Raw genomic sequence first — 21,357 nt, forward strand, 5'->3', positions numbered from 1 at the left:
AAAATAGATTTTTTGGAAACTTTGCAACAGAACCGATGAAACTACTTAATGATTAAATTGAGCAATTTCTCAAATAGCACAAACTGCTCTTCATAAAACGAAAAGCAGTTCATAATGTATTTAGATATTTCATTGTGCTATTGACCAGAAACACACTATTTAAGGTACATTTCTCTTTTCGCTGAGATTCACCAACTTCAATTGCACAAAAAAGCGTGAGCACAAGGCTCACACTTTTTCTAGTTGACTATCCTAAAAATTCGAAAACATCTTTACGATCATACAATTTCAAGATTTTTTCAAATAAGATTTGACCTACGAAAGCAGCTACGATTGGTACAACAAACCAGCTGATTAATAGTAGAATAATACTCAAACCGGCGTCCAATGAAGCCAACGGACCTACCAACCCTACCAAACCGAAACCAGCAGAAGCAGGAGTCCCTGAGACTGAGAATAACGCTACTGGAATTGCTGAGATGATAGCGGTGAATAGACATGGTACCAAGATAATTGGTTTCCTAAACAAGTTTGGCATCATCATTTTCATAGCACCCAATGCGATGGCCAAAGTAACCCCTGGTTTGTTGACTTTCCAAGAGTTAACTACCAAGACAACTGTTGTTGCGGCAACACCCATAGCGGCTGCACCAGCAGAAACACCGTTCAATTGAATTGCCATACCAATGGCAACTGTAGAGATCGGCGAGATAATCAAGAAAGCAAAGGAACATGCAATCAAGATTGACATCAAAATTGGTTGCAAAGTAGTAAAGGTATTAATTAAGTCACCGATAGCGGCAGTAATCTTGGTTACGTAAGGATATAAATAATAGCCGATTAGACCAGCGCCGATACCAACAACGATTGGTGTTGCAACAATTGCCACGGACCCAAATTTTTCGCCGATCAACAAGATCATGCCGACAGCGATTGATGCAGTAATCATGGTATTGATGATGTCTCCGGTACCAGCACCGATATAAGTAGCTGTGTCAGGATTGAATTTCACAACACCGGAGCCAACGAAAGCTGCACCGGCAACTACTAACATTTGCATTGGTTTGAAGCCAAACTGCACCGCAATCAAAGCGCCAATCAATAGTGGAGTAGCTAGTTGGAAAATAACTGCCATTTGTGTGATCGTTACTGCTAAGGTATTTTCACCAAATAATTTCAAAATTGCTGCCAATACCGCGTTAGGAATCAACCCTACGATGATCCCCGTTGCGGTACCCGCTAATACTTTATTTAAAAATATTTTTGGAGTTAATTTTTCTTCCATTTTCTCGTCCTCTTTCTAATTATTACTATTTCGCTCCTAGAATTTCTTCTTTACTATGAACCAGTTGCGTTAAGAAATCACAGTAAGGAGTTACTACTCCATATTTTTTACCTTTACGAGAAATGGCTCCGTTGATGTAGTCAATCTCGGTCAAACGGTTATTTTTTATCAAGTCTTGGTGCATCGATGGGAAATGCATACCAATCGTAGTCGGGTCAAAACAAGTTTCTACATGTTCGATTACTTCGGGAATGTCTAAGTTGACGTTTTCTTTGGCAGCAACAGCTGCAAATTCGTTAACAATAGTCACTACCATGTCATGAGCAGGTTTGGTTGCACCAAGCCCCGCCATATTGACGTCTAAAATCGTGCATAAGCCATTCATCGTACCATTGACACAAGCTTTACGATAAATTGAATAATGAATGTTGTCGGAATATTTGGCATTTAAACCAGACGCGGACAAAGTTTCCGCCAATTTTTTCGCTGATTCTTCTTGACCAATACCTAGATTTTGCAATTCAACAGACCCGCTGCCAAATAATTTAGCCTTGCCGGGACCTTCTAGACCAGCAGTCCACATGGTGTTGCCGATAAAGATTTTTTCCATCGGTACGAATTTTTCGATTACGTCTTCATGACCGATACCGTTTAAAAGACACAAAACTTCTGTGTGATCAGCAATTAATGGTTTAACATCCTGCAGCATTTTTTCCAACTGCATTGCCTTCGTGAATAAGATAATCAAATCAAATTGCTCACCAGTGGGCACCTCATTCTGATTAACAATTGGGACTTTAACAGTAATTTCTTCGCCATTATAATTAGCCTTCAATCCGTTTTCTTTGATGGCATTGATATGCTCCTGCCAGCCGTCGATTAGCAAAACATCGTTACCACCTTGTTTCAACATCAGTCCGAACCGGGAACCCATCGCGCCGGCCCCTGCAATTGCAATTTTCATAAATAAAAGCCTCCAAACTTAATTTATAATAAGTGAACATTTTCACATTTCTCATTATAGAGTTTTCATTCGGAAACTTCAAGTAGGAGAGTGTAAAACTTGCGACCATGCTTTTATAAATACTTAATTAGATTCTCTTTTTAAAAATGAATGCTGATCCTAATACCATTAATGAACCTAGGGGTTCTGTTGCAAAGTTTCCAAAAAATCTATTTTAGTGTAAAATTGAGAAAAAAGACAGAGAGGACAGAGTAATGAATTATTTTAAAGGCAAACAATTCAAAAAAGACGTCATTATTGTCGCTGTTGGTTACTACCTGCGTTACAATCTAAGCTATCGTGAAGTTCAGGAATTGTTATATGATCGTGGAATAAATATTTGTCATACTACGATTTATCGTTGGGTGCAAGAGTACAGCAAAGTCCTCTATGATCTTTGGAAGAAGAAAAATAGACAATCCTTCTATTCATGGAAAATGGACGAAACCTATATCAAAATTAAGGGACGTTGGCATTATCTTTATCGTGCAATTGATGCGGACGGCTTAACCTTAGATATCTGGTTACGAAAGAAACGGGATACGCAAGCAGCCTATGCTTTCTTAAAACGACTCCATAAACAGTTTGGTGAGCCGAAAGCAATTGTGACCGATAAAGCACTTTCTCTTGGCTCCGCCTTTAGAAAGTTACAGAGTGTGGGTTTATATACTAAGACAGAGCACCGAACTGTGAAGTATCTTAACAATTTAATAGAACAAGACCATCGACCTATTAAACGACGGAATAAATTTTATCAAAGTCTCCGTACAGCCTCTTCCACGATTAAGGGCATGGAGACCATTCGAGGAATATATAAAAAGAACCGAAGAAATGGAACGCTCTTCGGCTTTTCGGTGTCTACTGAAATCAAGGTATTAATGGGAATACCAGCCTAAGATATTTGGAGTTCAGAGAGGGCGCGTTTGATTTTCAAACTTTGCAACAGAACCGATTTGAAATCTAATTTGGAGATTAGTGTAGCAATTTAAATCAAAAACTTTATTTGAAGTTTATAGAGTCTTACTATCAAAATGATAAATTATATAACTAGCAATAGTATGGGCTATAATTTTTTTAGTTCGTTTTATGACTATAACAAACTCCTAAAAATTATTTTTTCTTAATTAGATTATAAGTCATCAACATTGTATTCGGTGTACCCTTCATAATAATAGCTAATATCAATACCCTTCATGAAGATTTCTCTATCATTAATTTTATCAGTTAAAGCATTTGAGATTAAATATTTGATTTCCAAATCTTTGACTGGGCTTCTTTCCATTGCAGACAAATAATCTTCCTTATTGATTAAGTTCCAGTCTACAACTTGCTGTAATTCTTTTTTCAGGATTAGGTCTAGCCATATTCGGGTTGCTCTACCATTACCTTCACGAAAAGGGTGAGCGATGTTCATTTCAACATATTTGGCTACAATTTCATCTAGATTACTTTGTGGCATTTTATCTATATGTTCTAAAGCGACTTCTAGATACATTACTGGCGCAAAGCGAAAATTTCCTTTAGAAATATTTTGACTTCGTACTTTACCTGCAAATTCATAAATATCTTCAAACAAATAATTATGGATATATGATAGACCTTTGAATGTTCCAATTTCTACTCTGTCAATATCTCCAGAGTCATATAATTGTTTTGCCTTTTCTTTACTGACACGTTCCTCAACTCTGTTTAACTCAAGTTGGTTAATAATACCTAATTTGTTTTCTAACAACTGAATTCACCGCCTATTAATTATTAATCCTCTTTTTCAATAACTCTTTCAACTTTCATGCTAAGTTTTTCAATGTATTTTAGCACGAAAGCTACATAACAATCAAAAAACTAAAGATACATACTATCCAGCTTTTCTCCAATAATATATTTTTTTCCTAATGGTGAAAATAAACTCAATGCCCTTTTTTAAATCTGGAACATCATCATGATAGATAGTTGATGATATATAATAGATGTTTTTTGTTATTACATATTAGACATTAATTTAGATATTTTTAACAATGAACGCTTGCAAAATATCTAATTTACTAGTTTCATTAGTAAGTGCTGCATTCCTAACAACTTGTATTATTCTTTTAGATGAAATTTTTAATAACCCTATTTCTTTAGGAAGCTGTTTAAGTGCAATGAGTGAGATATCTTCAGGAACAACGACCCAGCTATAATTAGTTTTAGTATTTAAAATTATATTGTTAAGTTTGTTATCCGAAAAAACTATTTCGATGCTATGTGTATTTAATTCTTGTGTGTATTTACTAGACACGTTTTCTAGCAATAAAAAATCTAAAGTAACAGATCTCATCAATAACGAAGAATAAAAGGAAAAATTGGGAATTAGCTTATAAACTGATTTTCCTTTGTGATATGAATTCTTAGCAATTTGTAACCACGAACTTTCTGACAATGCAAACGAAAAATCAGATATAGTAAATATTTGTTCGTCACTACTATCAATTTTAGAGTATCTATTCTTTTTAACGATTCCCCCACCCTCTTTAGCTTGAATCGTTTTAATAGTTGACCAAGTGTTTACTAAATCAGATCGCTTAATATCTTTTGCTAAAACTTGTTGCATTAATTCATCTTTTATTTGGCTGTTTCCTTGGCTAATTTTTTCTACTAATTCAAAGTTATCTGGACTGACTTCTACGTCCTCTATGTTAGGAACACTAACTCCCCTACTTCTTGCTCGTTGTTGGTAGTCAAAGTATATTTCTCCTGCTTTTTTTCTTTTCCATATTAGAGATTCAGTTACTCCTGTTACATATGCTAAATGTTTAATCCACTGTGTAAAAGAACTATACTCATTACGCCATAATTTACTATATTCTACTTCTCTTATTAGCTCGTATAGACGCACCCATGAATGAGTATCCTTAGACAATATTTCTTCAATTTCATGTTCTATTTTTCTTAGGTTCAATTTATCCTCCTTTCTGTCTATTTACTATAATACGTTATAGTAAATAGACGTTATAAAAAGAAAGAATTCATGAACATTAAATATTATATGTATTCTTTCTTCCTATTATAATTAAAAAATGTATTCAATGATTTGATCTATTTTAGCCATATCCTTTAATGGTAAATGTTCTATTTGGCTTAACTTTCTTTCTGTAAAATCTAAAGATTTTAATTGGGAAATAACGACTTGTCCATGAGTTTCCATTTCATCAGGTAATGTATAACGAGTGGGCATATTTTTAATTGTAGAAGTTATGGGACAAATTACTGCAAACATTGTCTTTCTATTAAACTCATATCTAGAAACTACTAGACCTGGACGTCTTTTCTGTATTTCTTTTCCAACTGAAGGATCGAAATCTATCCATACAATATCGCCCTTTTTAGGAATATATTTCTTTTCGTCACTCATTAAAATAATTCTCTCCCTCCAGGTTCAATGTCATGCCATTCATCTTTTTCGTAGTACTCCCCTTCTGATCCACCACTAAATGGATCTTGTAATTTAGGGACTAACGTAATTGTCCCATCATCAGAATACATCACTATATATTCTTGGTCTGCTTTTGGTTTCTGTCCGTTATTAGATGGTAATGTCAATACTACAGAACTTCCTTGTTTTCTAGATTTTGTTGTTAACATCCAATCACCTCTTGTATTTCATTATACTAAATAATTAAGTAGTTTTAAATAATTATACACTATATTTAATTAACTTAGTGTAATTTAGTTATATAATCGAGATTAGATATTTCGGGATTAATTCATTGGGTTCAGATACTTAAAAGTTTTTGACCTCTTTGTTTTTTCGTGCTATACTTGGAATTATCAAGTGTCAAAAACTTATGTTCAGAAAAGGTGAGAAAATTTTGTCCATTTATGGTTATTCAAGAGTGAGTACTAGTAATCAAGATTACAAAACCCAGATTCAAAAACTAGAACAAGCCGGAGCAGAAAAAATTTTCAGTGAAAAATATACGGGAACAAAAAAAGAAGGAAGAAAAGAATTAGAAGAACTACTATCTATTGTAAAACCTGACGATAAAGTTTTAGTGACGAAAATTGATAGGCTGGCTAGAAGTATTGTTGATTTAAATTCGATTATCTCTTCTTTAAACAATTCAGGAGTGACTATCACCTTCTTAGATAATGCCCTAACCTTTGAGCCAAATAAAAGTGATTCTATGCAAACATTAATGATGAACATGTTGGGGAGCTTTGCGCAATTTGAAAGAGATTTAATCGTGACGAGAACGCAAGAAGGGAAACAATGGCATCGAGCGAACAATAAAAATTATCGAGAAGGACGTCCGAAAAGAGTTCTAAATGATAAATACAAACATGCACTAGAGTTAATGGAAACAAACAGCATGAGAGAAGTAGAGAAGAAAACAGGTATTTCTTTGTCTACTCTTAAACGAATTAAAAAACAAGCTAAAGAAGAACAATTACTTAGTGAAAAATAGATAAGGAGAAGTTATTATGGAAAATAGAGAGAAGATTATTCAGTTGTTGGAAAATCCTTTAATTTCAGGGTATGGAATAGAAAAAATGTCAAATGGTCGACTCTATTCTGCAAATTTTCAAAGATATAAAAAACGTGTAGCAAAAGAAAAACAGCCAATGGTTATTTTTGATACAATGTCAGTAAAAGTGGAAAAACTATTATTAGAGTTGACCGAAGAAGTATTGCGAGTTCAGCCTAAAACAAAACAAGAATATAGAGAAATGGTTGCAAGATATAGTTTTAGAAACGGAGAGAATTAAGATGGTTGTTCGAAAAAAATATGATTACTGGGGAATAGAAATTACTACGTGGAACAAGACAAATGTAGTTGCTTATGTTGCTTGTGATTGCGGCCAATTGGCTAGAAGAGAGCTAGGAAAATATAATCATTTTAAGTGTAGTAGCTGTAAAAAAGAATATAAATTAAGCAACGGTTCTTATGTAGAAATACGCACAAAAAAAGAATTGAAAAAAGGTAAAATCTTGATAAAATAATAATAGGTAACAACTACTTCCTCAATATAATAGTGTCAGTATGTATAAAGTAATACCTCGAATTTTTGGTGGTTGTTGCTTTTTTTATTTTAGAGATGTATAAAACACCATAAAATTAAGCTAAATAGCGAATTTTATGGTGTTTTAAGTGAAGTAAAATTAACCAAGTGCAAAAAATAGAAATGTAAAATATAAAACTGGATAAATGTTGATAATACCACCTAAGATAAAAGCAATTTTATGGTAAGTTTTATATCCTTTTTTATAATTGAAAATAGCTAAAATAAAACCAATAATTCCTAAAATTAGTCCTACTACCGTTTGTTGAGAATGAATATATAGTTGTGGTGTCAGTACTAAAAGGTTTGCTACTACTCCTAAAAAGAGAATGAATGTAAATAGATATCTCTTCATATAGTTTCCTCCTTAAGATTAGTTAAGAGTATAAAGATTTATACATATAAAATATGATAAAAAATCATTAGTAAATATTACATATTTTCAAAACTTGTTAATCTTTTGTTAGCTTATTATATAAGACTATAAGCTATAGCAATTGCAGGGAATAAGTTGTTTAAAAAGTGTATGGATATGCTTACTCTTAAGTCTTTTGTTTTGTAGTAAGAAACTGAAAGGATAATCCCCATGAAGAAATACATTCCAAAGCTGATAAAATTTGTAGGGCCATGAATAATCCCAAATAAAAAAGAACTGATTAATATTGCTAATAGGGCATTATTTTCTACAAGATATCCTATGATACCTCCTCTAAATACAATTTCTTCCATAATTGGTGCAGCAATTCCTAACAATAAAACCACTAAAACAGGAGATACTCCACTAAATAATTTAATAAGAGTCGAATCATTTGCTGTAGTTGTGTGTCCTTGCATATTTAATAACAATGTTCCACCAATAGCTATGCCTCGATCTATTAATGTTGCTACTAAAATAATCAAAATATTTTTTTTAGTAAGAAATGGATGATTTGTTTTTATAATGTTCATTCTTTTAGCTAAGTAGATTAAAAAAAGAATATTAATAACAACAAGTATGACTGTAACAAGTGTCGAGGAAATATTTAAGTTTTTTTCTCCTGCATCTAAAGATAATTGTTTTATTACTCCAAAAGCAGTGATTCCAATTTGACTAATTATAAATAATATGAAAATTGAAAATATTCTTTTTGCATAGTTCATATAATCACTCCTATTAAAACCAATGTTCGTTTTTTCTATTGATTCTTAAATTTAACAGCTGTACCATATGCTACAACTGACTGCATGTCATTACTAATAGATCCAGAGTCAAAACGCATAGCAATAATAGCGTCGGCCCCAATATTTTTTGCTTCTTCTTTTAAACGGTCCATTGCTATTTTTCGTGCTTCTTGTTGCATTTCTGTATACGCTTTGATTTCTCCGCCCACTAAATTTTTTAATCCTGCGCCAATATTTTTTACAATATTTTTAGAATGTGTTGTTACACCAAATACTACATCAAGTGTTTCGTATTCTACACCATATAATTTTTCTGAAGTTGTTATGAGCATATTAAAAACCCCCTTTCAAAATTTTATGTTATAAATATAGCATATGAAAGAGAGGAAAAAAACTTACAATATTGTTATTTTGTAACTTAAAGTAACTGACTAAAATTGATTAGATATAATAAATATTGATCTTATCAATAAATATAACTGTTGTTTTTTATAGAAGAGAATTAATATAGGCATTCTAAGGAGATGAAAAGTATTTAAATTTATTGAATTTCTGATAAAATAAATTTTGGTAATAACCACTTTGCCAATAGTAGTAGTGTCATGAATTTAACCCTCGATTTTAAGTGGTTATTGCCTTTATTCTTATAGAGTGAAATTTTTTATAACTTCTTTATTTTTTTTAGCCATTGATAAATTCCTACCAAGATAGAGGTTACATAAAAAAGGTAAATACTTAAAAAGAGTATATTCATGATTTCCTCTTAGTTAAGGGGTACATGGAACATAGAAACGAAAATGCACGGTAGGATAAAAATATAATCACAAGAAACGTTGATTTCATACGATTCTTGTGATTATCTACTTTTCTATGCTAAATATTTTATTGGAACATTCATACGAAAATGCACGGTAATAAAAAAAGACGAACATTACTAAAATTTTTCCAAATTTAATGGACGTAATTTTCCATCAGAAAGTTCTTGTTCATATTTAAAGGTGTACTTGCCAACAAAATTAATATGATCACTAATTAAAGGAGATTGTTTTCGTAACATTTCTTCTGAACAATCATATCCTTCTTTTTTCATTTGTTCAAAGACTTTTTCTAAATACAATGAATTCCAATAGATAATGGCATTAGTAACCAATCCTAATGCATTAAGCTGTTCTTCCATTCCATCATAATAGGTTTGGTATAATTTTCCTTTACGTCCATAAAAAATATTTCGACATAAAGCATGACGTGATTCTCCTTTGTTTAATTGTTCTAGAATTTGTCGTGCATAAATTTCGTCAGAAATATAGCGAAGCTGATGTTTTGTTTTATACACTTTCCGGTTCTGTTGCAAAGTTTTAAATCTACTATCAAATAAGGTAGAATAATAGAAAAAGATAGCAGGAGGAATGACGATGAATCATTTTAAAGGAAAGCAATTTCAGCAGGATGTGATTATTGTAGCCGTGGGCTACTATCTTCGTTATAACCTTAGCTATCGTGAAGTTCAAGAAATCTTATATGATCGTGGCATTAACGTTTCTCATACGACGATTTATCGTTGGGTGCAAGAATATGGCAAACTACTCTATCAAATTTGGAAAAAGAAAAATAAAAAATCCTTTTATTCATGGAAAATGGATGAAACGTACATCAAAATTAAAGGAAAATGGCATTATTTGTATCGAGCCATCGATGCAGATGGTTTAACCTTGGATATTTGGTTACGTAAAAAACGGGACACACAAGCAGCCTATGCTTTTCTTAAGCGGTTAGTGAAGCAGTTTGATGAACCGAAGGTTGTAGTCACAGATAAAGCCCCCTCTATTACAAGTGCCTTTAAGAAACTAAAAGAATACGGCTTTTATCAAGGGACAGAACATCGTACCATTAAATACCTGAATAATTTGATTGAACAAGACCATCGTCCAGTAAAGAGACGCAATAAATTCTATCGAAGTTTACGCACTGCCTCTACCACGATTAAAGGTATGGAAGCCATCCGAGGATTATATAAGAAAACCCGAAAAGAAGGCACTCTCTTCGGGTTTTCGGTCTGTACTGAAATCAAGGTATTATTGGGAATCCCAGCTTAAATCATAGATACCGTAAGGGATTTTATTCTTTATTTAAAACTTTGCAACAGAACCATACGATCCATGAAAGGCCATCTGCTGCCAATGAGCGCCTTGAGATTGGTCATTGGGAAGCTGATACTGTAGCCGGTAAAACAGGTAGGGCTCGTATTGTAACTCTAGTCGATCGTAGATCTCGTTTCTCCCTACTTGGTAAGGTTGAAAAGAAAATCTCTAAAAATGTGGTTGATTGTATGATCAATCTAATAAGAAATGTAGGAGAAGATAAATGTAAAACCGTTACACCCGATAGAGGAAAAGAATTCTCCCAACATAGTCGAATAACGCTAGAATTAAATGGCACTAAAGTGTATTTTCCAGATCCACATGCCCCATGGCAACGTTGTACAAACGAAAATACTAATGGTTTATTACGAGAATATTCACCCAAAGGTGAAGATATTTCAGGTATTTTCAATAGTCAAATTCAAGAATGGGCGAATAAATTAAACACGCGACCACGGAAATGTCTAAATTGGAAAACCCCTTATGAAGTATTTTTTAATGAATCGTTGCACTTAATTTGACAATTGAAGCCATAAAAAAACCGCTCAAATCGACTTTCGTAAATCTGAACGGTTTTTTAGAAATTCAATTTTTAAGCGCCTTCTACCATATCACGGCGTTTGTATCCTAAATAGCCGACAAATAAGAAGACGATACTGATAACAGTAATTACTGCAAAAATCGTTCCATCAAATTCTTCCATCGGTAAGCGTGGAATCCAACTTTGAATCGCCGTTTTTGAGAACCAATCCGGCAAATCTAAGATTCCGCCGAAATAATTCAAAGCAAAGGAATAGCCTAGATAAGCATAGATTACTTTTCCAAATTTTGGCAACCAGCCTAACGCTAAAGCAGCCAAACCAATATAAAATAAGATGGAAGGGAGAAAATTGTATCCAGCAGCTAAGAAATCGGTCAGATCCATAGTCGATTCATTTTTCATCGCAGAAATCGCCGTTCCACCTAATCCCGCTGATGCTAAGCCAATGCCTACGACTCCAGCAAAAATAGCTAAAAATATCGTTGTCCAATATAATTGGCCTCGCGTAATCTTCGTTACATACAGTTGACTCAGATGCAGTCTTGTTTCTTCTGCAAATAATTTATTGACCACCGCGATTGGCAAGATTGTGACTAATCCAATCATTACCATCATGATCGTTGCCGTAAAGGATTCTTCAATGGAAACGCCAGATTGAGTGAACATTTGTTTCATCAGTTCATTTCCGCCAAGAAAGACTTGCATGTCTCCATAAATGGAGCCATACGCAGCTCCCATAACCACAAATGCGATCAGCCAACCAATCATTACTCCTTTATTAATCTTGAAAAACAAACCAGGTACAGAAAGTAGTGATTTCTTCGCCGTCGCACGTCCTTCTCGTTCAGGAAGATAACCTGCGCCCATGTCGCGATGTTCTTCCAACACAAACGCAAGTACGGTAAAAACAAGACTAAAAATCAAAGCAAATAATAATGGTAGCCAGTTATTTTTTGTGAAAGGATAGGTCAAGTAAATCCATCCCATTGGATTGAACATTGATAGATCAAGATTAGACACATCTGTTCCAGCGCGCACGATATACAAAAGTCCTATAAGACTTAATGTCGAGCCGGTTGCTCCAGTAGAAGTCGCCATAATCTGCGACATCACAAGTGCCAATACACCACCGATAATTCCCGCCAATGCAATTGATCCTCCGAACAAGAAAGCTCCTTCGGCATCAATCGTTTTTACACCAAAACTCATCATGAGTCCGCCGATTAAAAGACCTAATAAAAGATTGATCAACAGCATCTCACTGATAACAGCTAATGAATTGGCTTGTCGTCCTACTCGAAATGAGCGAACCAATTCAGTCAAACCTAATTCTTCTTCTTTTCGCGTGTGGCTCACCACATGAAGTGCTGAGATAATCATTGCGAACAATCCGCAAAACAGCAACATCTCTTGAGCATACATCGCTCCTAAAGTATAATCCGTACCTATTTTGATTGGTGTAGGTCCAACCATCGAGATCATCGCTGGATTTTGCATCGTTTCAAACATCCCTAAAAGACCTTGTCCTTTAGCAATCTCTTCAAATGCTGGTACAAATGCTCCTGAGAACAAACCCAAACCTAAAACCCAAACAATTATTTTTTTCCAATCGCGTTTCACGTATTGAATGAACAATACGTTCCAACGCGCAAATTTTTCATTCATTTTCTTTTCCTCCGTTCCGACAATCAGCCTTCGTAGTGACGCATGAATAAATCTTCGAGCGTTGGCGGTACAGATTCGATTTTTATCACACCTAATTTGGTTGCCTCGGTCAGAATCGTATTCATCGCTTCATTGTCAGCAGAAAAAGTTGCTTTGCCGTCTTTTTGAACAAAATCATGCACGCCAGAGAGCGTCGCAAGTTTCTCAATATCGCCTTTTGTCACCAATGTAACTGTTGAGCGAGTCAAATGACGCAATTCATCTAATGTACCTGTTTCAACTACTTCTCCACGTCGAATGATTGCTACTTTATCTGCTAATCGTTCAACTTCACTTAAAATATGTGAAGATAATAGAATCGCTTTGCCATCATTTTTGATTTTTTCTACTTCTTCTTGGAATACTGCTTCCATCAATGGATCTAGTCCTGAAGTCGGTTCATCTAAAATATACAGATCAGATTCAACTGAAAGTGCAGCAATCAAACCGACTTTTTGACGATTTCCTTTAGAGTAACCTTTGGCTTTTTTCTTTGGATCAAGTTCAAATCGTTTGATTAAATAATCACGCTTTGCTTTGCTCCCGCCGCCATGAAGTTTGATAAATAGATCAATGATCTCTCCACCAGTCAGGCTGCCCCAAAGAGCAACATCCCCAGGAACATACGAAATTCGTTTATGGATTTCTAGACTATCTTTCCAAACATCTTTTCCGAATATTTGGACATCTCCTTCGTCTCGGTTGATGATTCCTAGCAGTGTACGAATCGTCGTTGACTTTCCTGCTCCATTTGGTCCGATAAAACCAACAACTTCACCGGCGTTTACTGTGAATGAGACATCTTTCAACGCCTGGAATTTACCAAATTTTTTTTGCAAGCCTTGTACTTTTACAATTTCTGTCATGGTACATAACTCCCTTTTCTTTTGACATGATTTTATAACGAGCTTTCCAGTCTGAACAAAACGCACCTTTTTTATGAACCAATACAATACGTATCGTTCATAAAATACCCCTTTATACTTTGTTTCAAACCAAAGTTCTTTTACAGCTCCAATAATATTCTTTTTTATTTTAAAAGTCAATAAAAATAATTTTAAATTTAAACCTATGATTCCATTGTTAGTTCGTATTATTTCCTATATAATATATACGAAGCTATTTTTGAACTATGATAAACAAAAAGTTCTTTTTTATAGAAAGTAGGTATTTTTAATGGATGGTTTTGAACGAAGAACAGAAGAAAAAAAGAAAAAAGTTTTACGAGCTGCTTTTGATCTGATGAATACAGATACGGGAATCGAGAATTTAACGATCGATGCCGTAGCCAAAAAGGCCAATGTAGGAAAAACTTCTATTTTTAAATATTTTGGCAGCAAAGAAAAGCTCATTCATGAAGTCTTTATCCGGTCAATGGATGAAATGGGGGAAAAAGCTAAAAAAATCATGGAGAAAAATGCATCATTTGAAGAAACTTTGATCGCCATGAGTCAAAATAAAATCGATTACCTCGAAAAAATCAATAAACAATTTTACCTAGATTTAATGAGCTATTACACTAAAAAAGAAGACAGCGGCTTTACCCGAATGATGGAAGCTTATACAAAGCAAAGTTTTGACATTATGTTGGATTTATTCCATCGCGGGCGTAAAGAAGGAAAAGTCGATTTAAAATATTCAGATGAATTTTTGATGTTGTATTTTCAAGCCATGATCGAAGGCATCTCTAATCCGCAGATTTATGAGAAAATCCTGCCTTATACAGCGGAATGGACTGAGCTGTTGGTAAAAGGAATCGCTCCGAGACAATAGTTTTACGAACAACAAAAGAAGAAATACTCGCCGAATCCACAAAAAAATAAAATGTATGCATACAAATCAGAATCGATTCATCTGCTAGGTGTATTTGAGATACATATTCACAACTAAAATGTGATGCAATTGTCTCAGAGACAGCCGCTTCTCACAGATTGATCGTAGTCGGCTTCTTTTTTTGTAATCTTTAGGGGCTTTATACCAAGCATATTTTTTAGGTGAATATCGGAATTCTAGGGCTTTTATATCTTCTTTATATGGTTTTGTATTACCTGTTAGTCATATAAATGTTCCTACTACTTCGATTGCTACGCCGTCCATTTTTAGATTGAACAATTTATTAATAATATCCTTAAACTGTTCGGGTGTTTCTGTTGTTTCTTTGGTGTAAGTTTCACCGTCTTTATTCTTATGAGTGTTTTTAAGTTTGCTAAACAGTTCGTCATATTCATTGTTCAAAGTTTTCATTTCTTCTTCATTCCCTCCACAATCGGGGTGTAACTTCAAAGCTAACTTTTTGTAGGCTTTTTTCAATTCTTCCAATGTTTCAACGTTTTTAATGTATTTCATTTTTATCATTCCTTTTCTTTTTGATTTTTGGCTTTTTGACAACCATTTTTGTTAGGCGTTTGAGGAAATGTTTTTATAAAAAAAGAGTAGTTACCGTTTTTTGGTAACTACTCTTTTCCTTTTTTAAGGTTTAAATACCTGGAAGTTTAGGTGTTTTGGGTATTGGTGGTGTAGGTGGCTGCAAGCTTTCCATTTTTTGTTGAATTGCTTTAAATTCAGGGGTTTCTTGGTGTTGATTTTGAACCATTTTTTGCTCTATTCTCTCCAAACTCGGTTGAATTTCTTTCCCTGATACTTTACGATTTAATTCTCTTTCTAAGGTCTCTTTCGGACTAGTGGAAGGTGTTTCTAAGCTTGAATAGAGTTTCACTCCTTCTCTATTGTAAAGCCTTATATCGCTAAATAAGCCCGTTTTATGAAGGGTTTCTAAATTGGTCGGTAAGTTTTTGACAACAATATCATGCGCTTGTTTTGGTGTTGCCCTGGCTGTCATTGGATCATCTGCATACATGGTTTCATATCGTTCAATTGTTCCTAAATATGAGTTGATTTTAGGTACTGCCATGACATACATTTTTGTTTCATAACCTTTGGCTTGAAGCATTGTTGCGGTTTGAATAGGAACGTCTGTTGTTCGTCCTGTACCTTCAATCACTAAATTATAGCCTTGATCGCTCAAACGGCTTATGATCGCTTCTGTCATGCGATTAGAATAAGGGGTGACGTGTTTTACTACGTCTTTCTCATAAAGTTTCGCTAGTTCATCAAAATTAGGGTGCTGTTGTTTAAAGGTATCATTATCAATGACAATAACATTCCCTTGTGTTTCTTCAAGAATTGCTGATCGCAAACTGGTTTTCCCTGACCCTGGTTGCCCACCAAGTAAAAAAGCGGTTGGCGATTCAACCGCTTTTTTTCCTTGAATCAATTCTTCTAAATTATCATTTAAGCGATTCTCAAATTGTTTGTCAGTAAAATTGACTATATTTGCCATATTAAGCCACTTTCTCTTTATTCAAAACTTGTTTTGAGTAACGATTCATTGACCGCCAATACTCATGAACGGCTTGTAATTCTTCTAAAGAATAATCAAAAAGATTTACACGTTTTGCAAGCTTTAATTGGTTTAATAAATTGACTTCCAATAATTGAGAGTCATTTTTATTTAATTCATGGTTCAAAACATAGTTTAATACTCGATTATAAACACTTGCCGATAACTCATTAATGATTTCAATTTCAAATGTTTTTTCATATGTAACTGCCATTTCATTTTCACTCCTTTTAAAGTTTGTCAGGTAAATATTTCCGAATATATTCTTCTAAGGCTTTATCCATAACTTCTTTTACGTTTCCGCCATTCTTTGCTGTTTCGATTTTTATGATATGGTGCAAGTCAGCACGAACACGAACCGTCTTATCTCCCATTATATCTTTTTTTGCACTGATTGGTGTATCATTTCGTTTTGCTTTTTGTGCGCCTAAATTTCCCACAATCACTCACTTCTTTCTATTTCTTCTTATTCTTATTTTATCATCAACAATCACAAATCACAAGTGATTTGTGATTCTATTCTTTTTCGTTTTCTAATTGAATAATTCGCTCAAGCATTTCAAAAAATACGTTCTCATACATGGATAAAACTTTTTTGTCATAGCCTTTGTGTTCTGTAATTCCATTTTTAGACCAGGTACTTACTTTATTACTTCGCTTGATAATATTTTGGAAAACCAAGTTATCTTCTTTATGTTGCTTGTACAGTTCTTCCAGGTTTGATTTTATCGTTGCGCTGTCCGTATCAACTAAATAAGGAACAAAACCGATCATATCTAGTCCAGGGTTAAATTGTTCTTGTAAATCAATCAAATAGGAAATATAGTTTTGAATGTTGTTTGTACTTTCTTCTTCTGCTTGTAAAGGGATCATAACGTAATCACTCGCCACGATTGCATTATTTGTATAAACGCTTGGCGTTGGTACAGTATCAATAATAATGAGATCATAGTCACTTTTTAAAGGTGCTAAAAGAGTAGCAAGCAATCTACTTTCATTTTCAAAAGTCCATGAGCGAGTTAATTTTGGCAGTAACATCAAATCAAACGTGCCAGGGATCAAGTCTAAATTATCAGTCAAATGAACAATAGAAGAAGCCAAGTTTCCATTTTTCAAGCCTTCATAAAAATTGACACGTGGCAATTCTACCTCAAAAGTTTTTGCTAAGTCTTTTGTCAATGTTGCCTGTAAGTCCTTATCGATCATTAAAACTTTTAAATTCAATTTGTCTGTCAAGTAAGCAAACATAGTCGATAATTTGGACTTTCCAACACCACCTTTAAAGTAATTATTCAAGATAATAATTGCTTCATTTTTATTGTTTAAAATACGTCTTAATTCTTCAAGTATTTTTAGTTTTTCCTTCTCCATAACTACGCCCCATTCTTTTTTTGTATAGTAATATTGTATCATTAAGAATCACAAATCACAAGTGATTTGTGATTAATCACTTGTGATTTGTGATAAGTGATTTGTGATTAATATATAAAAGCCCTCTTTAAAGGGCTTTTATGTTTATTTTGAAAAAGAGATAAAATCAATATATCCCTTTTCCCCAATTTTTACAACGGCATTGTAGGGCTTTTTCTCTTTGTTTTTGATTCCTTTTACCAGGGTTTCTTTTCCCTCCAGTAATTCTTTTACATTCGTTTTGGTTAGTTTTTTCTTTCTAAAATGTTCAGCTAAAGTAAACTTACATTCAGGATAATTTGAACAACCATAAAACGATTTTTTTAATACAATATTGTTGCCACACTTAGGACATTTTCCTACAAGGGGTCCCGAGCGCTTAGTGGGAATTTGTACCCCTTATCGATACAAATTCCCCGTAGGCGCTAGGGACCTCTTTAGCTTCTTGGAAGCTGTCAGTAGTATATCTAATAATTTATCTCCATTCCCTTTAGTAACGTGTAACTTTCCAAATTTAAAAAAGCGACTCATAGAATTATTTCCTCCCGTTAAATAATAGATAACTATTAAAAATAGACAATACTTGCTCATAAGTAACGGTACTTAAATTGTTTACTTTGGCGTGTTTCATTGCTTGATGAAACTGATTTTTAGTAAACAGTTGACGATATTCTCGATTGACCCATTTTGAAACAAAGTACGTATATAGCTTCCAATATTTATCTGGAACATCTGTGGTATGGCGGGTAAGTTTTATTAAGACACTGTTTACTTTTGGTTTAGGATGAAAGCATTCCGCTGGCAGCTTAAGCAATTGCTGAATCGAGACTTGAGTGTGCAAGAGCAACCCTAGTGTTCGGTGAATATCCAAGGTACGCTTGTAGAATCCTTCTTCAACAATCAGATAGATGTCAGACGCATGGCTTTCAAAAACCACTTTTTTAATAATTTGTGTGCTTAAATGGTAAGGAATACTCCCAACAATTTTATACCTCTGTTTGTTAGGGAATTGAAACTGTAGAATATCTTGGTGAATTAAAGTGACACGAGTATTCAGTTTTAATTTTTCTGACGATAAGTTGAATAGATGACTGTCTAATTCAATAGACGTTACCTGTTTACTTATTTTAGCCAGTTTCGTCGTTAAATGCCCTTTACCTGTTCCAATTTCGTAAACGGTATCGGTTTCTTTTAAATTCAATTGTTTTATTATTTGGTTGAGTACTTTTTCACTCGTTAAAAAGTTTTGAGAATATTTTATATTTTTGTTCATGTAATCACTCCTGAAGTGATTACATCTGTAAATAAATACAGAAGTTAAACGATTTGTTTGTAATTTTAGTTATCTGTTTAAAAAGTCATAAGATTAGTCACTGGTAGGAATTAATCTAACGTATTTATTTATCTGCGTAATCACTGTTTTTAGTCTGTTTCAAAACAGTAGATGTTTTATCTACATTACGCATTTGGAATACCAACATGACGAATCCCTCCTTCTTAATTACAAATTTTTAGCATCTAATTTAACTTCAATTCCTATTATACACAAAATTTTAAGATACTGCACTATCAACACACTCTTAAGTTTGCTTCTAAGTCTTATTTCCATAACTTCTTTTACGTTTCCGCCATTCTTTGCTGTTTCGATTTTTATGATATGGTGCAAGTCAGCACGAACACGAACCGTCTTATCTCCCATTATATCTTTTTTTGCACTGATTGGTGTATCATTTCGTTTTTCTTTTTGTGCGCCTAAATTTCCCACAATCACTCACTTCTTTCTATTTCTTCTTATTCTTATTTTATCATCAACAATCACAAATCACTTGTGATTTGTGATAAGTGATTTGTGATTAATATATAAAAGCCCTCTTTAAAGGGCTTTTATGTTTATTTTGAGAAAGATATAAAATCAATATATCCCTTTTCCCCAATTTTTACAACGGCATTGTAGGGCTTTTTCTCTTTGTTTTTGATTCCTTTTACCAGGGTTTCTTTTCCCTCCAGTAATTCTTTTACATTCGTTTTGGTTAGTTTTTTCTTTCTAAAATGTTCAGCTAAAGTAAACTTACATTCAGGATAATTTGAACAACCATAAAACGATTTTTTTAATACAATATTGTTGCCACACTTAGGACATTTTCCTACAAGGGGTCCCGAGCGCTTAGTGGGAATTTGTACCCCTTATCGATACAAATTCCCCGTAGGCGCTAGGGACCTCTTTAGCTTCTTGGAAGCTGTCAGTAGTATATCTAATAATTTATCTCCATTCCCTTTAGTAACGTGTAACTTTCCAAATTTAAAAAAGCGACTCATAGAATTATTTCCTCCCGTTAAATAATAGATAACTATTAAAAATAGACAATACTTGCTCATAAGTAACGGTACTTAAATTGTTTACTTTGGCGTGTTTCATTGCTTGATGAAACTGATTTTTAGTAAACAGTTGACGATATTCTCGATTGACCCATTTTGAAACAAAGTACGTATATAGCTTCCAATATTTATCTGGAACATCTGTGGTATGGCGGGTAAGTTTTATTAAGACACTGTTTACTTTTGGTTTAGGATGAAAGCATTCCGCTGGCAGCTTAAGCAATTGCTGAATCGAGACTTGAGTGTGCAAGAGCAACCCTAGTGTTCGGTGAATATCCAAGGTACGCTTGTAGAATCCTTCTTCAACAATCAGATAGATGTCAGACGCATGGCTTTCAAAAACCACTTTTTTAATAATTTGTGTGCTTAAATGGTAAGGAATACTCCCAACAATTTTATACCTCTGTTTGTTAGGGAATTGAAACTGTAGAATATCTTGGTGAATTAAAGTGACACGAGTATTCAGTTTTAATTTTTCTGACGATAAGTTGAATAGATGACTGTCTAATTCAATAGACGTTACCTGTTTACTTATTTTAGCCAGTTTCGTCGTTAAATGCCCTTTACCTGTTCCAATTTCGTAAACGGTATCGGTTTCTTTTAAATTCAATTGTTTTATTATTTGGTTGAGTACTTTTTCACTCGTTAAAAAGTTTTGAGAATATTTTATATTTTTGTTCATGTAATCACTCCTGAAGTGATTACATCTGTAAATAAATACAGAAGTTAAACGATTTGTTTGTAATTTTAGTTATCTGTTTAAAAAGTCATAAGATTAGTCACTGGTAGGAATTAATCTAACGTATTTATTTATCTGCGTAATCACTGTTTTTAGTCTGTTTCAAAACAGTAGATGTTTTATCTACATTACGCATTTGGAATACCAACATGACGAATCCCTCCTTCTTAATTACAAATTTTTAGCATCTAATTTAACTTCAATTCCTATTATACACAAAATTTTAAGATACTGCACTATCAACACACTCTTAAGTTTGCTTCTAAGTCTTATTTCCATAACTTCTTTTACGTTTCCGCCATTCTTTGCTGTTTCGATTTTTATGATATGGTGCAAGTCAGCACGAACACGAACCGTCTTATCTCCCATTATATCTTTTTTTGCACTGATTGGTGTATCATTTCGTTTTTCTTTTTGTGCGCCTAAATTTCCCACAATCACTCACTTCTTTCTATTTCTTCTTATTCTTATTTTATCATCAACAATCACAAATCACTTGTGATTTGTGATAAGTGATTTGTGATTAATATATAAAAGCCCTCTTTAAAGGGCTTTTATGT

General features: G+C 33.7%; 26 protein-coding genes and 6 pseudogenes. 7 read left to right on the top strand and 25 right to left on the bottom strand.

Annotated elements, in window-relative coordinates:
- Positions 1-247: 247 nt before the first annotated feature.
- Complete coding sequence (locus IGL07_RS13765) at positions 248-1,285, bottom strand: PTS sugar transporter subunit IIC (RefSeq protein ID WP_002355369.1); 1,038 nt, start codon at positions 1,283-1,285, stop codon at positions 248-250.
- A 25-nt stretch (positions 1,286-1,310) separates the two neighbouring features.
- Positions 1,311-2,249 carry a 2-dehydropantoate 2-reductase gene (locus IGL07_RS13770; protein WP_002335374.1) on the bottom strand — a complete coding sequence of 313 codons (939 nt, stop codon included), beginning with the start codon at positions 2,247-2,249 and terminating at the stop codon, positions 1,311-1,313.
- Positions 2,250-2,503: 254 nt separating this feature from the next.
- Here IGL07_RS13770 and IGL07_RS13775 point away from each other — a divergent pair, with 254 nt between their 5' ends.
- Positions 2,504-3,184 carry an IS6 family transposase gene (locus IGL07_RS13775; protein WP_002367779.1) on the top strand — a complete coding sequence of 227 codons (681 nt, stop codon included), beginning with the start codon at positions 2,504-2,506 and terminating at the stop codon, positions 3,182-3,184.
- A gap of 233 nt (positions 3,185-3,417) precedes the next feature.
- On the opposite strand, the gene fic is transcribed toward IGL07_RS13775, so the two are convergent.
- The 4 genes from fic to mazE form a co-directional block, all read right to left on the bottom strand.
- Positions 3,418-4,020, bottom strand: coding sequence for a protein adenylyltransferase Fic (gene fic, locus IGL07_RS13780; RefSeq protein WP_002367780.1), 603 nt, complete (start codon positions 4,018-4,020; stop codon positions 3,418-3,420).
- A gap of 267 nt (positions 4,021-4,287) precedes the next feature.
- Positions 4,288-5,226: a hypothetical protein gene (locus IGL07_RS13785; RefSeq protein ID WP_002394789.1), complete on the bottom strand. Its 939-nt coding sequence runs from the start codon at positions 5,224-5,226 to the stop codon at positions 4,288-4,290.
- A gap of 111 nt (positions 5,227-5,337) precedes the next feature.
- Positions 5,338-5,679, bottom strand: coding sequence for a type II toxin-antitoxin system PemK/MazF family toxin (locus IGL07_RS13790; protein WP_002394791.1), 342 nt, complete (start codon positions 5,677-5,679; stop codon positions 5,338-5,340).
- Positions 5,679-5,909 carry a type II toxin-antitoxin system PemI/MazE family antitoxin gene (gene mazE / locus IGL07_RS13795; protein WP_002362431.1) on the bottom strand — a complete coding sequence of 77 codons (231 nt, stop codon included), beginning with the start codon at positions 5,907-5,909 and terminating at the stop codon, positions 5,679-5,681. The genes IGL07_RS13790 and mazE overlap by 1 nt, the downstream gene beginning before the upstream one ends.
- A gap of 203 nt (positions 5,910-6,112) precedes the next feature.
- Between mazE and IGL07_RS13800 the strand changes: the two genes are divergently transcribed.
- From IGL07_RS13800 to IGL07_RS13810, 3 genes are read left to right on the top strand one after another with little or no spacing between them, the layout of a single operon-like run.
- Positions 6,113-6,733 (top strand): recombinase family protein, encoded by a 621-nt coding sequence (locus tag IGL07_RS13800; protein ID WP_013438829.1) that lies wholly within the window; start codon positions 6,113-6,115, stop codon positions 6,731-6,733.
- Between the two features lie 16 nt (positions 6,734-6,749).
- The gene (locus IGL07_RS13805) at positions 6,750-7,034 is read left to right on the top strand and encodes a hypothetical protein (protein WP_002394798.1); all 285 of its coding nucleotides are present in this window, start codon (positions 6,750-6,752) and stop codon (positions 7,032-7,034) included.
- A gap of 1 nt (position 7,035) precedes the next feature.
- Positions 7,036-7,269, top strand: a complete 234-nt coding sequence (locus tag IGL07_RS13810; RefSeq protein WP_002394799.1) for a hypothetical protein — start codon at positions 7,036-7,038, stop codon at positions 7,267-7,269.
- Between the two features lie 159 nt (positions 7,270-7,428).
- On the opposite strand, the gene IGL07_RS13815 is transcribed toward IGL07_RS13810, so the two are convergent.
- The 4 genes from IGL07_RS13815 to IGL07_RS13830 all read right to left on the bottom strand — a co-directional run bounded on the left by IGL07_RS13815 (position 7,429) and on the right by IGL07_RS13830 (position 9,903).
- Complete coding sequence (locus tag IGL07_RS13815; protein WP_002394800.1) at positions 7,429-7,683, bottom strand: hypothetical protein; 255 nt, start codon at positions 7,681-7,683, stop codon at positions 7,429-7,431.
- A gap of 116 nt (positions 7,684-7,799) precedes the next feature.
- Positions 7,800-8,468 (bottom strand): CPBP family intramembrane glutamic endopeptidase, encoded by a 669-nt coding sequence (locus IGL07_RS13820; RefSeq protein WP_002394801.1) that lies wholly within the window; start codon positions 8,466-8,468, stop codon positions 7,800-7,802.
- A 35-nt stretch (positions 8,469-8,503) separates the two neighbouring features.
- Positions 8,504-8,821 carry a heavy metal-binding domain-containing protein gene (locus IGL07_RS13825; RefSeq protein WP_002394802.1) on the bottom strand — a complete coding sequence of 106 codons (318 nt, stop codon included), beginning with the start codon at positions 8,819-8,821 and terminating at the stop codon, positions 8,504-8,506.
- 602 nt (positions 8,822-9,423) lie between these two features.
- Entirely contained in the window at positions 9,424-9,903 is a 480-nt protein-coding gene (locus IGL07_RS13830; RefSeq protein WP_324249669.1) for a Tn3 family transposase, read from the bottom strand.
- Between IGL07_RS13830 and IGL07_RS13835 the strand changes: the two genes are divergently transcribed.
- The gene (locus IGL07_RS13835) at positions 9,902-10,582 is read left to right on the top strand and encodes an IS6-like element IS1216 family transposase (RefSeq protein WP_001015311.1); all 681 of its coding nucleotides are present in this window, start codon (positions 9,902-9,904) and stop codon (positions 10,580-10,582) included. The two genes, IGL07_RS13830 and IGL07_RS13835, sit on opposite strands and share 2 nt — an antisense overlap.
- Positions 10,583-10,587: 5 nt before the next feature.
- Positions 10,588-11,148, top strand: a pseudogene (locus IGL07_RS13840) (IS30 family transposase); the annotation flags it as partial.
- 71 nt (positions 11,149-11,219) lie between these two features.
- Here IGL07_RS13840 and narB read toward each other — a convergent pair.
- Both narB and narA read right to left on the bottom strand, forming a co-directional pair.
- A complete protein-coding gene (narB, locus tag IGL07_RS13845) occupies positions 11,220-12,833 on the bottom strand; it encodes an ionophore ABC transporter permease subunit NarB (protein WP_002326775.1) in 1,614 nt (537 codons plus the stop codon).
- 23 nt (positions 12,834-12,856) lie between these two features.
- On the bottom strand, positions 12,857-13,738 hold the full coding sequence (gene narA, locus IGL07_RS13850) for an ionophore ABC transporter ATP-binding subunit NarA (RefSeq protein WP_002326774.1): 882 nt from the start codon (positions 13,736-13,738) through the stop codon (positions 12,857-12,859).
- A gap of 310 nt (positions 13,739-14,048) precedes the next feature.
- Between narA and IGL07_RS13855 the strand changes: the two genes are divergently transcribed.
- On the top strand, positions 14,049-14,645 hold the full coding sequence (locus tag IGL07_RS13855) for a TetR/AcrR family transcriptional regulator (protein WP_085442989.1): 597 nt from the start codon (positions 14,049-14,051) through the stop codon (positions 14,643-14,645).
- A gap of 84 nt (positions 14,646-14,729) precedes the next feature.
- Here the strand turns inward: IGL07_RS13855 and IGL07_RS13860 are convergent.
- The 13 genes and pseudogenes from IGL07_RS13860 to IGL07_RS13920 form a co-directional block, all read right to left on the bottom strand.
- A pseudogene (locus IGL07_RS13860) lies at positions 14,730-15,218 on the bottom strand (DnaJ domain-containing protein).
- Positions 15,219-15,348: 130 nt separating this feature from the next.
- Positions 15,349-16,212, bottom strand: coding sequence for a zeta toxin family protein (locus IGL07_RS13865; protein ID WP_139910145.1), 864 nt, complete (start codon positions 16,210-16,212; stop codon positions 15,349-15,351).
- A 1-nt stretch (position 16,213) separates the two neighbouring features.
- Positions 16,214-16,486 carry an antitoxin gene (locus tag IGL07_RS13870; RefSeq protein WP_000301765.1) on the bottom strand — a complete coding sequence of 91 codons (273 nt, stop codon included), beginning with the start codon at positions 16,484-16,486 and terminating at the stop codon, positions 16,214-16,216.
- 16 nt (positions 16,487-16,502) lie between these two features.
- A complete protein-coding gene (locus IGL07_RS13875; protein ID WP_002295735.1) occupies positions 16,503-16,718 on the bottom strand; it encodes a peptide-binding protein in 216 nt (71 codons plus the stop codon).
- Positions 16,719-16,788: 70 nt separating this feature from the next.
- Positions 16,789-17,685: a ParA family protein gene (locus tag IGL07_RS13880; RefSeq protein WP_002326827.1), complete on the bottom strand. Its 897-nt coding sequence runs from the start codon at positions 17,683-17,685 to the stop codon at positions 16,789-16,791.
- Between the two features lie 102 nt (positions 17,686-17,787).
- A pseudogene (locus IGL07_RS13885) lies at positions 17,788-18,048 on the bottom strand (topoisomerase DNA-binding C4 zinc finger domain-containing protein); the annotation flags it as partial.
- A 169-nt stretch (positions 18,049-18,217) separates the two neighbouring features.
- Positions 18,218-18,955 (bottom strand): 23S rRNA (adenine(2058)-N(6))-methyltransferase Erm(B), encoded by a 738-nt coding sequence (gene erm(B) / locus IGL07_RS13890; RefSeq protein WP_002292226.1) that lies wholly within the window; start codon positions 18,953-18,955, stop codon positions 18,218-18,220.
- Positions 18,956-19,079: 124 nt separating this feature from the next.
- Positions 19,080-19,163: a 23S rRNA methyltransferase attenuation leader peptide gene (locus tag IGL07_RS13895; protein WP_001814874.1), complete on the bottom strand. Its 84-nt coding sequence runs from the start codon at positions 19,161-19,163 to the stop codon at positions 19,080-19,082.
- An 89-nt stretch (positions 19,164-19,252) separates the two neighbouring features.
- A pseudogene (locus IGL07_RS13900) lies at positions 19,253-19,453 on the bottom strand (peptide-binding protein); the annotation flags it as partial.
- A gap of 119 nt (positions 19,454-19,572) precedes the next feature.
- Positions 19,573-19,833 (bottom strand): annotated as a pseudogene (locus IGL07_RS13905) (topoisomerase DNA-binding C4 zinc finger domain-containing protein); the annotation flags it as partial.
- Between the two features lie 169 nt (positions 19,834-20,002).
- A complete protein-coding gene (gene erm(B), locus IGL07_RS13910) occupies positions 20,003-20,740 on the bottom strand; it encodes a 23S rRNA (adenine(2058)-N(6))-methyltransferase Erm(B) (protein ID WP_002292226.1) in 738 nt (245 codons plus the stop codon).
- Positions 20,741-20,864: 124 nt separating this feature from the next.
- Entirely contained in the window at positions 20,865-20,948 is an 84-nt protein-coding gene (locus tag IGL07_RS13915) for a 23S rRNA methyltransferase attenuation leader peptide (protein WP_001814874.1), read from the bottom strand.
- A gap of 89 nt (positions 20,949-21,037) precedes the next feature.
- Positions 21,038-21,238, bottom strand: a pseudogene (locus IGL07_RS13920) (peptide-binding protein); the annotation flags it as partial.
- Between the last annotated feature and the right edge of the window lie 119 nt (positions 21,239-21,357).

This window comes from Enterococcus sp. DIV1368f (genome assembly GCF_051712245.1).
Classification (GTDB): Bacteria; Bacillota; Bacilli; order Lactobacillales; family Enterococcaceae; genus Enterococcus; species Enterococcus faecalis.

Coding starts and splice junctions, on each gene's coding strand:
- IGL07_RS13790 (WP_002394791.1), bottom strand. CDS start 5,679: ATGAGTGACGAAAAGAAATATATTCCTAAAAAGGGCGATATTGTATGG.
- IGL07_RS13825 (WP_002394802.1), bottom strand. CDS start 8,821: ATGCTCATAACAACTTCAGAAAAATTATATGGTGTAGAATACGAAACA.
- IGL07_RS13835 (WP_001015311.1), top strand. CDS start 9,902: ATGAATCATTTTAAAGGAAAGCAATTTCAGCAGGATGTGATTATTGTA.
- IGL07_RS13865 (WP_139910145.1), bottom strand. CDS start 16,212: ATGGCAAATATAGTCAATTTTACTGACAAACAATTTGAGAATCGCTTA.
- IGL07_RS13805 (WP_002394798.1), top strand. CDS start 6,750: ATGGAAAATAGAGAGAAGATTATTCAGTTGTTGGAAAATCCTTTAATT.
- IGL07_RS13775 (WP_002367779.1), top strand. CDS start 2,504: ATGAATTATTTTAAAGGCAAACAATTCAAAAAAGACGTCATTATTGTC.
- IGL07_RS13895 (WP_001814874.1), bottom strand. CDS start 19,163: ATGTTGGTATTCCAAATGCGTAATGTAGATAAAACATCTACTGTTTTG.
- IGL07_RS13870 (WP_000301765.1), bottom strand. CDS start 16,486: ATGGCAGTTACATATGAAAAAACATTTGAAATTGAAATCATTAATGAG.
- narB (WP_002326775.1), bottom strand. CDS start 12,833: ATGAATGAAAAATTTGCGCGTTGGAACGTATTGTTCATTCAATACGTG.
- IGL07_RS13815 (WP_002394800.1), bottom strand. CDS start 7,683: ATGAAGAGATATCTATTTACATTCATTCTCTTTTTAGGAGTAGTAGCA.
- mazE (WP_002362431.1), bottom strand. CDS start 5,909: ATGTTAACAACAAAATCTAGAAAACAAGGAAGTTCTGTAGTATTGACA.
- IGL07_RS13915 (WP_001814874.1), bottom strand. CDS start 20,948: ATGTTGGTATTCCAAATGCGTAATGTAGATAAAACATCTACTGTTTTG.
- IGL07_RS13855 (WP_085442989.1), top strand. CDS start 14,049: ATGGATGGTTTTGAACGAAGAACAGAAGAAAAAAAGAAAAAAGTTTTA.
- IGL07_RS13765 (WP_002355369.1), bottom strand. CDS start 1,285: ATGGAAGAAAAATTAACTCCAAAAATATTTTTAAATAAAGTATTAGCG.
- IGL07_RS13880 (WP_002326827.1), bottom strand. CDS start 17,685: ATGATACAATATTACTATACAAAAAAAGAATGGGGCGTAGTTATGGAG.
- IGL07_RS13800 (WP_013438829.1), top strand. CDS start 6,113: ATGTTCAGAAAAGGTGAGAAAATTTTGTCCATTTATGGTTATTCAAGA.
- IGL07_RS13820 (WP_002394801.1), bottom strand. CDS start 8,468: ATGAACTATGCAAAAAGAATATTTTCAATTTTCATATTATTTATAATT.
- IGL07_RS13770 (WP_002335374.1), bottom strand. CDS start 2,249: ATGAAAATTGCAATTGCAGGGGCCGGCGCGATGGGTTCCCGGTTCGGA.
- IGL07_RS13810 (WP_002394799.1), top strand. CDS start 7,036: ATGGTTGTTCGAAAAAAATATGATTACTGGGGAATAGAAATTACTACG.
- narA (WP_002326774.1), bottom strand. CDS start 13,738: ATGACAGAAATTGTAAAAGTACAAGGCTTGCAAAAAAAATTTGGTAAA.